The sequence below is a fragment of the Pseudomonas lini genome (assembly GCF_001042905.1).
In the GTDB taxonomy this organism is placed as follows: domain Bacteria; phylum Pseudomonadota; class Gammaproteobacteria; order Pseudomonadales; family Pseudomonadaceae; genus Aquipseudomonas; species Aquipseudomonas lini.
The window spans coordinates 1-10,296 of sequence record NZ_JYLB01000019.1; the positions used below are offsets into that span (position 1 = coordinate 1).

The window sequence follows — 10,296 nt, forward strand, 5'->3', positions numbered from 1 at the left end:
GAACGGAATTTTTCTCTAGGTGCTTTTTTAGTGAGGCTGCACTACCCGACGCGATGTCTGCGTGAATGGCTAATAAAGTCTTGATGTTCTTTTCATAAGTTTCTTCTGGGTTGTTCATTTAAAAAATACCTTTTGACATTTGAGCACCCATATTTTTCAATGCGTTTTGGACACTGGCCAGCCCGCCGACGTCCGCTTTCTGTAGTATTTCATAGACTTTTTTGGCGCTGGCTATCGAGTGATTCCCTCCACCATTTTGGGCCCAGGTGAAGTTGCGCGGGTCGTTGTTTAGACCAATTTTGTGTTTGGCCAGAATTTTTTGCGAGTCGGTAATGTACTTTTGATTTTGAGCTTTCCAGCTTTTTGGAGCTTTTTCGCGGACGATATGATGGTAATGCGGCTTTACCATACCCTTAGGTGCAGGCCCCATCGCTCTCTTCTGTGAGGCGCTGAGTCGACAAACTTCCCACCCCCACGGATCCACCCACCCAATCGGATTCGGTGCGTATTGATAGAGGTTGAATCCCCCCACCAACCCAATCGGATCCGGCGTCGTAAACCGCCCCACATCCGGATCATAAAACCTGAACGTATTGAAATGCAGCCCCGTCTCCCGGTCCAGGTACTGCCCCTGAAACCGCAGGTTCTGCTCTTCGATGTAATACGGCTCGCGCACCTCTTCTAACGTGTTGCCCCACACCCGATAACTCGCCTGCCAGACGTTGTGGCCGTCCGCCTCGGTGAGCTGTTCCGGCAGGCCGTTCAGGTCGTTGTGGTAATAACGGATTTTTTGCAGCGGGCCGGTGCCGTCGACACGGGCCAGCGGTTCGTAACCTTCGTCTTCGTAGAGGTAGAGGCTGGTCTGTTGATGGCGATGCTCCTGCAACAGACGCAGGCCGTCCCAGGTGAAGCATCGTTTCCGTGAATGTTGGGCTGGGTGGAGCCGCCATCTTGGATGGTAATAAATAACCCTAGAGTACGGCCGCCTCTCGAATGCTCTGAGTCTTCAAGTGTGGGTAAATACTTGCTCGTCAAGAGTTTGATCTCGTCAATCATTCCTCAGGATAAATTTTCAGTTTGCTATTGTCCGTAAGTACTTCAAAAATGGTTAGGGAATCACCTGCGTGATTGATCTCATAAAATCTTTCCGTGAAGGTGCTTCGCCATATTTTTTCAGTAATCGAAGTGATTTTATCGGCGTTATATTTATAAAGGGTTTCGAAGTATTCTCCCGTGTTGTTCAAGCAGTAATGCCCTGTAGCTTTGTCATTCAGAAACTTAATAAGGGAAACCGAGTCAAGGTTGGCCTCTAGGTTGCCGTTTAGCTCACTGCCGAATGTAAGCTCAAGGATTTGATCGGCCTCATGCAAAAAAAATCTTCTATAAACAATCCATTGCTTTTTAATTGTTACGTATTTCGCAAATTTCAACTCACCTATTATGTTGTTATCTTTATTTAAGAAGTAACATTGCCTGTTTTTGTCTGGCTCGGAATCTTTTTTTAGAAAGCGTCCAGGCTTACATCCCTGGAGCTCCGACATATAGGGGGCCGGCGAATAGGAAGGCATGATCCCCATGCCCCAGATTGTCGTTTTGTAGTTTTTCTCCATAGACGATATAAGCTCTGAGTATTTATCCTTATATTCGTTGAGTCGTGCGCATAAAAAGTCCTTCATGGGGGAATCTCCTACTTTGCTAATGGAAAAACCTTTCCACCGTTGAGCTCCAAGTTGAGTTTATTTAAACCCGACTCGAATCCAGATTTTGTGTTCGCCCCTTTCAGGGTTTCCCATACGTGTTGTTTATACGCATTGCCATGTACGCCTTCCCCGGCATGAGCGGTTGCTGTTGTATTTGGTAAGCGGGACTGTGGGTTTACAGGTAGCCATATACCATTTTCTTTCTGATTTATGTCAATACCAAGTCTGTCCATACGTCTTCTCAACCAGCGCATACGCACATCCTTCGAATTAGACATTACTATATGGTGGGCTCGATAGTTTGAGTTTGGCGCTTTACCCAAACGGCTTCCAAGAACTTTAGCATCGCTCGAGCAACTCAGGCCCAGAGCGTCTATCCAAGTGAATGGGTTAGGTGAGTACTGATAAAGATTGAGTCCCCCCGCCAACCCAATCGGATCCGGCGTCGTCAACCGCCCCACATCCGGATCATAAAACCTGAACGTATTGAAATGCAGCCCCGTCTCCCGGTCCAGGTATTGCCCCTGAAACCGCAGGTTCTGCTCCTCAATGTAGTACGGCTCGCGCACCTCTTCTAACGTGTTACCCCATACCCGATAAGTCGCCTGCCAGACGTTATGGCCGTCCGCCTCGGTGAGCTGTTCCGGCAGGCCGTTGAGGTCGTTGTGGTAATAACGGATTTTTTGCAGCGGGCCGGTGCCGTCGACGCGGGCCAGGGGTTCGTAACCTTCGTCTTCGTAGAGGTAGAGGCTGGTCTGTTGATGGCGATGCTCTTGCAACAGACGTAGGCCGTCCCAGGTGAAGCGGGTTTCACCGAGCGGATAGCCGTTGGTGTCGTGCTCGGTTTTTTCGATGCGCCGGCCCAATGGGTCGTAGGTCATCCTGAGCACGCTGCCGTTTTCATTGCGCACTTCAATCAATCGGCTTTCGGCGTCATAACCGAAGCGCTGCAGTCCCCGTTTAGCGCTGCGTTTTTCGATCATCCGGCCAAACGCGTCGTAGCGGTAACGCTTGTCCTGATAGGTCAGCAGTTTGTTGTGCACCACCAGTCCGGCGCCGGGTTGCGGGCTGTCCAGCAGGTTGGCGGCGGCGTCGTAGGCGAAGGTTTCGCGCTGGCCGTGCAGGCTGTCCTGGCTGGCGATGATGCGGCCAGTGGCGTCGTAGTGCAGCAGTTGGCGGTGTTGCGCGGCGGGTTGTTGGTCGAGTTTGCCGATCAGGTTGTCGGCGGGGTCGTACTCGAAATGTTTCTGCACGGCGGCCGGCATCAGCGATGGCTGGCTGGTGTGTCGGCGTTGGCGTGAGCGCAAGCGCCCGCTGCGGTCGTATTCGCTGCGGGTGCTGATCTGGCCTTGGGTGCGCAGCACTTCGCGGTGCAGGCGATCGCGTTCGAAGTCGCTAATGACCTGGCCGTCGAGGTTGATCTGATGCAGGTGGCCGCTGCCGTAGTACAGACGATTGATCCAGCGGCCGTCGGGCAGTTGGGTCTGGATCAGGTTGCCGAGTTCGTCGTAGTGATAGTGCAGGCTGCCGGTCGTGCTTTGTTCTTCGAGCAGCTGGCCGAGGGCGTCGTAGGTGAAGCTCAGGGTTTATGCGTTGCCCTGGCGATGAGCCGGCCGACAGCGTCGCGTTCCGATGCACGATGGAGTCCAGGGGCGTCTCGGGGACGATGGCCAAGCCGTTGCCGTAAGACGCCGGAACAGCCGTTATCGCCGCGATGTTATCCAGCCGGTCATAGGTGTAGCACTTGGCGCTGTCTTCAGGTCCTATTGAGAGTGTCGTCAATTTTGCAGAGGTGAAGTCAGAGCGACGCTCTTCCAGCTTGCCTTACGTTTTTTCTCCAAGAGCGAGGCTAAGGCATCGCCTTCAGGGGGGCCCTTTTTTGTCAGTTTTAGAGGAGTCAGAACGTAGAGTTTTACCGAATCCTCATGATCTTCAATTTCTGCATCGCCGGTAGTGTTCCAAATTTTATCCACGACAATGAGCGCCTCAATATCCGCTGGCCAGCCCAGCTGACTAAAGGCTTTATCCGTTCGTAAAATCACCTGACCCTCGGTTAAAGGCGAGTCTTTGAGGGTTTTTTCAGACAACACAGTCAGTACCGCCTGAGGGAACATCCAGGGGCTATCGATGGCAAATCCTTTTTTGGGAAGGCGCCAGCTTCCGGGAAGACAGATAAAAAGTTCTGTGCGTGGTTTTTCAACAAAAAGACCGACTGTAAACAAGAGTTTAAAGTCGTTTTTGTTCGCGATGCAGCTGACTCTGAAATTTACTTCCAATGATCCGGATTGAGGGATTAGTTCTTTAGGTAATACCCAGCCAGCGGTCCTGCACACAAAATCGATAATCCCTGCTCCAGGCAGAGTTTCTTCATCAGGCGCCTTTTCAACGGCCGAGATAGCGCCTTGTGCTTTCAGGCAGTTGAAAATTTCAGGGAAGCTCCAGCTCTGAGCTAAATCGAGGGCTGTTCGATTGAGCTTGGCATGTAATCTATTGACGTCCGGATGGTACTTGAGCAGGAGGTCGACTGTTTCTTTTTGCCCGAAAGTGACTGCGGTTATCAGTGGAGATGCAACCGAGAGAGGAGAGCCATTAACATCAGCTCCTGCCTCCAGAAGCCAGCGCACTGTTTCTAAATGTCCATTTTTTGCTGCCAGTGCAAGCGCCGTAGTATTGCCTGAGCCAGCAGTGGGTTGGTCTAGGTCAATGCCCAAATCAACTAACAATGCACACACTGCAACCTGGTTTCTCTCTGCGGCATGATGCAGAAGTCCTGGATAGCTCAAAAGATCATAACGTGGGGGGGCCAGCAGCTCTGGATGAGCGTCTAGCTGGGCACGTAAAAGCTCAATATTCCCCGTCTCTATATGAGCATAAAGTTCTCGGACAAGAGGGGCATTTGTTCCGTATGTTTTTTCTAGGCTAGTCATCTAAAAATTCACCATTTCTCATTTTCTCGCCCATCGCATTCAGCGACTCAATCACTTTGCTTTTTCCGCCTTTTCGGGCCTCTGCGAGTGTTCGTGACACTTTGCGGGCACTAGCGATTGTGTGGTTCCCACTACCATTGGGAGCCCATACGAAGTTGTGAGGGCTGTCATTCAAGCCGATACCAAATCTCTTTAGAACACCCTGAGCATGGGCCACATATCGGCGATTGCTGTCTGTCCAATTTTTGGGCGCCTTTTCGCGCACAATATGATGGCGATGCGCGGCAGTCATGACGTCAGCAGTGGGTTTGTCTCCCATTGCTTTTTTATCTGCCTTAGACAGTCTGCATGTTTCCCAGCCCAACGGATCGGTCCATCCGATGGGGTTTGGCGAGTACTGATAAAAATTTAGTCCCCCATCCAACCCAATCGGATCCGGCGTCGTAAACCGCCCCACATCCGGATCATAAAACCGAAACGTATTGAAATGCAGCCCCGTCTCCCGGTCCAGGTACTGCCCCTGAAACCGCAGGTTCTGCTCTTCGATGTAATACGGCTCGCGCACCTCTTCTAACGTGTTGCCCCATACCCGATAAGTCGCCTGCCAGACGTTATGGCCGTCCGCCTCGGTGAGCTGTTCCGGCAGGCCGTTGAGGTCGTTGTGGTAATAACGGATTTTTTGCAGCGGGCCGGTGCCGTCGACGCGGGCCAGGGGTTCGTAACCTTCGTCTTCGTAGAGGTAGAGGCTGGTCTGTTGATGGCGATGCTCTTGCAACAGGCGCAGGCCGTCCCAGGTGAAGCGGGTTTCACCGAGCGGATAGCCGTTGGTGTCGTGTTCGGTCTTTTCGATGCGCCTGCCCAACGGGTCGTAGGTCATCCTGAGCACGCTGCCGTTTTCATTGCGCACTTCAATCAATCGGCTTTCGGCGTCATAACCGAAGCGCTGCAGTCCCCGTTTAGCGCTGCGTTTTTCGATCATCCGGCCAAACGCGTCGTAGCGGTAACGCTTGTCCTGATAGGTCAGCAGTTTGTTGTGCACCACCAGTCCGGCGCCGGGTTGCGGGCTGTCCAGCAGGTTGGCGGCGGCGTCGTAGGCGAAGGTTTCGCGCTGGCCGTGCAGGCTGTCCTGGCTGGCGATGATGCGGCCAGTGGCGTCGTAGTGCAGCAGTTGGCGGTGTTGCGCGGCGGGTTGTTGGTCGAGTTTGCCGATCAGGTTGTCGGCGGGGTCGTACTCGAAATGTTTCTGCACCGCTGCCGGCATCAACGATGGCTGGCTGGTGTGTCGGCGTTGGCGTGAACGCAAGCGGCCGCTGCGGTCGTATTCGCTGCGGGTGCTGATCTGGCCTTGGGTGCGCAGCACTTCGCGATGCAGGCGGTCGCGTTCGAAGTCGCTGACCACGTGGCCATCGAGGTTGATTTGATGCAGATGACCACTGCCGTAGTACAGACGGTTTATCCAGCGGCCATCGGGCAGATGGGTCTGGATCAGGTTGCCGAGTTCGTCATAGTGATATTGCAGGCTGCCAGCCGCGCTTTGTTCTTCGAGCAACTGGCCGAGGGCGTCGTAAGCGAAGCTCAGGGTTTGTGCGTTGCCGTGGTGGTCGGTGAAGGTGACGGCGGTGAGCTGGTCCAGTGGGTCGTAGGTGTATTCAGTGCGGCCATCGTCGGTGACTTTGGCGATCAGCCGGCCGACAGCGTCGCGTTCCAGTCGATGAACGATGGGGGCCAGGGGCGTCTGGGGGACGATGGCCAAGCCATTGCCGTAAGGTGCCGGAACAGCCATTATCGTCGCGACGTTATCCAACGGGTCATAGGCGTAGCGCTTGGCGCTGCCGTCGAGGTCTTGTTGTTCGGTCAGCCGATCGCCAGCATCCCAGGCAAACCGATAATTTTCGCCGTTCTCATTGGTCAGTGCTTGCAGCCGCCCATAGCTGTCATACGCGAATTGCACCTGCCGGCCGTGGGCGTCGGTGCGCTGACGCACCTGGCCGCGACGATTGTGTTGATAGAGCGTGGTGTGCCCGGCCGGGTCGGTATAACCGGTCAACTGGCCGCTGACGTCGCGCTGATACTGCTCGGTGCGCCCGTCCGGCAATTGGCTGCTGAGCAATCGCCCCTGGGCGTCGTAGCTGAACTGGGTGCGTTCGCCGAGGGCATCGGTGATGGTTTGCAGATAGCCCCGGTTGTCGTAGTTGAACCGCGTCGGATAACCCGAGCAATCGATGTGCTCGACCAATTGGCCAAACGGGTTCCAGCGCAGCTTTTTGCTTTTGCCGGTGGCATCGATGATCTCGACGACCTGGCCGTGGGTGTCGTAGCGGTATCGGGTGATGTGGCCCAGCGGATCGGTCTCGGCGATGCAGTTGCCGCGCTGATCGTAGCGATACTGCCAGCTGTTGCCGGCGGCGTCGGTGTCCACCAGCGGCAAGGCCCAGAGCTCCAGCCATAAGGTCGAATCGCTGCGGCCCAGCGGGTCGGTTTCGCCGATCAGGTTGCCGGCGTCGTCGTAGCTGAATTGATACTGACCGCCCTGCGGGTCGGTGGCGCTGAGCAATTGGCGCTCGTCGTTCCACTCGAACTGCCAGGTCTGGCCGAGGTTGTCGGTGTATTCGGTGATCTGGTGCTGGGTGTTCCAGCGTCGTGTACTAATGCGCTGCAAGCCATCGGTAATGCGCGTGACACCGGCGCCGAGGTCATAGTCGAACTGATAAGCATCGCCCTCGTCGGTCCAGTGCCGGACCACGCGCCATTCCTTTTCCTCGATGTAAGCCCATTCATAGAAGCAACGCAGGCCTGTGGGCAACTGGTGCTCGACCATCCGTTGTCCGGTGTCGTAACTGAAGCGCCGTTGCACCTGACCGGTGGCGTCGCGCACTTCGGCCAAATCGCCCACTGCGTCGTAGCCGTAGCTGACGAGCACTTCGCGGCGTTGGTCGGGGTACAGGCGTTCAACCCGAGCTACGCGTCCGCCTTCTTGAATCAGCTCGACCTGCACCAGATCAAAGGTGTCCCGCAGCCGGACAAGCTGCCCGACGTCGTCATAGTCGAGATGGATGCGGTTGTCGTTGCGGTCGCCCAATTGATCAAGGCGCAGCAGCGCTGTATTGCCCGGCGTTGGATTGAACAAGCGGTAGATGCCGTCATCGCTTTCAATCAACAACTGCCCATTCACATGCCGCCGAACACTAAGCCCTTCACCCGCGCTGAACACCGCGCCGCCCAGGGGGATCGAACCCATGTCGATGCGCCGGCCCTGTTCGTCGGTGAAGACCAGCGTTTCCCCGCCCTCCGGGTGAGGCAGGATTTCAACCCGCACCTCGTAGGACACACTCCAACCCGCCCCGAACAACCCATCACGACGCTCGTCACGGCTGTTGTAGAAGCGCTGCCAATCCATCGGCAAGATGCCCGGCAATACGAAATCCAGCTCTTCATCGCTACCCAGCACCTTGGCCCCGGTCGCCGCGTGCACCGGGTTCGATGAGCCCATGGCGGCGTTGGCCATCGCCCCCATCGCGCTGCTGACGGCCATCGACGTCGCGCCACCGACCAGCATGCACGGCAGGTTACTCAGGAATTTGCCCTTGCCGCCCTTGAGCATCAGCAACGCGGTGACCGCCAGCCCCACGCCCGGGGTCTTGCCGCTGCGGATCTCGCGTACCACCACCGACCCGCCACCAATGGTCACGTTGGAGGAAATCAGCCCGGAGCCCACGACCTTGGCATCGCAGGTGCTGCGGTCGCCACTGCGCACGGCGGGCTGACCGTTGATGGTGACCTTGTCCGAGCCCTCGGCCATGAACTGCGGCGGCATCGGCGGATGCTTCATGCAGACGAGCAGGTCCAGCGGCTTGGGCACCGCACCAGGCGCCGGGGTGGCGACGGTGGGGCGCCACATCTGCGAGAAGAAGCTTTCGGCCATGTCGAGGTAACTGGCTTCGGCTTCAGGCTCGGGTATTTCCAGCTCGGTGCCGGCCGGCGCGACATGGGACGGAATCGCCCCGGCGGCTCGTGCGGCGGGAATGTTGTTGATCAGGGTGTTGGTGGAGCCGGTGAGAATATTCGCCTGCACCGTGGGCGGAAACAGCGCATTGCTGAAGCTCTCGCACAGGTTACTCAGGCCCTTGTCGGCCCCGGTCTTGCTCATGGCGAGGCCGACGATCGTGCCCACCACCAAGCCGAGCACGATGCAACCCAACCCGCCGGTGACGACGGTAATGCCGGTGGCCGCGACCACGGCGGCGGTGGCCACTGCGGTAATCGCGATGTTGGCTGCCACCTCGAGCACACCGCCGAGGATGTCGGCCATCATCGAGGTGTGGTTGAGTGCATCACCCAGCCGGGCGGCCCAGAGCGCGTCAGACATGCGGGATGTTCATCCGGCATAAGCGTCTGACGGCTGTGTAATCTTTGAGCTTGTGGCGCAATTCGATGCCTTCCATTGCACGTTTTTCCCTTGTCGGTTACGGCATGCGCATTAGCGCAGTCCTCAGGCGTTTGATCAGCTTGGGATTCTTGAGGCAATCGGCTGGCCTAAGGTTATCCAGGGCGGGCACTTTTTGCTCGATCCACCACAACCCTTCTTTTACCGTAGAGGACGACCGCCATATCGAGATTGCCATCCAATGCTTTCGCCAGCGTGCGGGCATTGTCGTCGAGATAGTTCTCTTCATACAACCGCACAAAACTGTGCCAATCGGTATCGCCGGGGTATTCGTCTTCCAGTTGTTCCATCTTTTGCGCTCATTGGCCGGTCAGATCCATGGCCTGAAGATTAACCATAAAAATAATCAAAAAACCGTTCGAAGTTTTCTTCCCCAAGTAGGGGGCTGACTTCCTTTGTGAGTAATTTCACGAACTTGCTGGAAAGTTCGTCATCATCGTTATAGATCTCAAAGATTTCGAATTTGCCGTGGACAACCTCAATCAATTTGGCAAAAGCGAAAAAGAAATCAGCCAATGAGTCGGCAATTTTGAAAGGCCAAGCCACGTCATAGCTGGCAAAGACAGGCGTACCCTCAATGTCGGTAACGGCGATGACAGGTTTACCGCCTCCGATATCATCCATAAATACTACAAAACTGGCTGGCCAGCGTGGGTTGAGCTGCGACTTGTTTGAATTGCCATCCCACTTGTAGCCCACTTGGTCATCTTCAAGGGTGTTCAGGTCAAAAAAACGTATCGAAGTCAAACCTGTCTCTATCTCTACACCCACAGGTTCGTAGTTGTCATAGAAAAAATCAGTTTCGACAGAGCGTTCAAGCGTTTGCGGCCATGTGGCGTTGACTTGGCCATTCTTTTCGAAGCTGCCATCTAACTGCAACTTCTTGTGGATACGGCGCAGCTCTATCAATGCCTTTTCCAACGCGCTCATGTTCGTTATTCCGAATAAAAACTCAAGTGACGTATTCAGGTTTGTTCCTCGATGTTGCCTAGGGCGAGGAAGGAGGCACAGAAACCGCTCCACTTTTCTACAGCGTTATCTCTGGATCTGGAGCCGGAATGACCACACTCGCCCAATTGGCCGTACGTTTGCGTTGTGTCAGAGCACGCAATGCTTCTGCGTCAGGTTCGCCTTTTTTCGTGAATTTGACAGGTGCCAAAACATAGAGCATCACCTTTTCATCGTCGGGGATCGTCTCTTTTTCAGTTTTCGTATCCCAGGCTTT

General features: G+C 55.3%; 6 protein-coding genes and 2 pseudogenes. All 8 read right to left on the reverse strand.

Annotation, left to right across the window (positions count from 1 at the left end):
- Positions 1-118 precede the first annotated feature (118 nt).
- A pseudogene (locus TU81_RS30395) lies at positions 119-910 on the reverse strand (RHS repeat domain-containing protein); the annotation flags it as partial.
- A 142-nt stretch (positions 911-1,052) separates the two neighbouring features.
- Positions 1,053-1,676, reverse strand: a complete 624-nt coding sequence (locus TU81_RS28980) for a hypothetical protein (RefSeq protein WP_048397914.1) — start codon at positions 1,674-1,676, stop codon at positions 1,053-1,055.
- Positions 1,677-1,687: 11 nt separating this feature from the next.
- Positions 1,688-3,458: pseudogene (locus tag TU81_RS28985) on the reverse strand (RHS repeat-associated core domain-containing protein); the annotation flags it as partial.
- Between the two features lie 20 nt (positions 3,459-3,478).
- On the reverse strand, positions 3,479-4,627 hold the full coding sequence (locus tag TU81_RS28990) for an ankyrin repeat domain-containing protein (RefSeq protein ID WP_048397916.1): 1,149 nt from the start codon (positions 4,625-4,627) through the stop codon (positions 3,479-3,481).
- Entirely contained in the window at positions 4,620-8,993 is a 4,374-nt protein-coding gene (locus TU81_RS28995; protein ID WP_048397918.1) for an RHS repeat-associated core domain-containing protein, read from the reverse strand. Before TU81_RS28995 ends, TU81_RS28990 begins: the two co-directional genes overlap by 8 nt.
- Before the next feature lie 173 nt (positions 8,994-9,166).
- Positions 9,167-9,361: a hypothetical protein gene (locus TU81_RS29000; protein WP_231983810.1), complete on the reverse strand. Its 195-nt coding sequence runs from the start codon at positions 9,359-9,361 to the stop codon at positions 9,167-9,169.
- Positions 9,362-9,401: 40 nt separating this feature from the next.
- Positions 9,402-10,001, reverse strand: a complete 600-nt coding sequence (locus TU81_RS29005) for a hypothetical protein (protein ID WP_048397921.1) — start codon at positions 9,999-10,001, stop codon at positions 9,402-9,404.
- A 97-nt stretch (positions 10,002-10,098) separates the two neighbouring features.
- A partial coding sequence (locus TU81_RS29010; protein WP_048397923.1) for a hypothetical protein occupies positions 10,099-10,296 on the reverse strand: 198 nt, incomplete at its 5' end.